Origin of the sequence: Candidatus Symbiopectobacterium sp. 'North America', assembly GCF_015762685.1 — a bacterium.
GTDB lineage: Bacteria > Pseudomonadota > Gammaproteobacteria > Enterobacterales > Enterobacteriaceae > Symbiopectobacterium.
This window is the reverse complement of record NZ_PEHF01000122.1, coordinates 1-378: the sequence shown is the minus strand read 5'-3', so window position 1 is coordinate 378 and position 378 is coordinate 1. Positions and strand designations below refer to the sequence as shown.

Below are 378 nucleotides of genomic sequence, written 5' to 3'. Positions count from 1 at the left end.
TTCTAAATGCATCCAATATTGCTCGTTTCAATTTTCAGCTTGTTCCAGATTGTTAAAGAGCAAATATCGTAAACACGAGTCGCAAGTCATCTTTACGTTATTGTCGGTTCATCAGAACGGGTGATAATGTCTTTCACTCATTATCGGTATGGCGTCCCTGAGGGGATTCGAACCCCTGTTACAGCCGTGAAAAGGCAGTGTCCTAGGCCTCTAGACGATGGGGACACGAAAACCCGATTAACATAACTGCTCTAATCGGTTCGTATCAGCATGAGTCAGAGACTCATTCATCAACAGGTGCTTTTTGCTCAGCATTTTCATCAGACAATCTGTGTGAACACTACACAGAATCAGTATCATCAGGTAAGGAGGTGATCC

The 378-nt window shown here is 43.4% G+C and carries 1 tRNA gene; it reads right to left on the bottom strand.

Annotated features, from left to right (window positions below):
* Positions 1 to 149 precede the first annotated feature (149 nt).
* A tRNA-Glu gene (locus tag CS369_RS22570) sits at positions 150 to 225 on the bottom strand.
* Between the last annotated feature and the right edge of the window lie 153 nt (positions 226 to 378).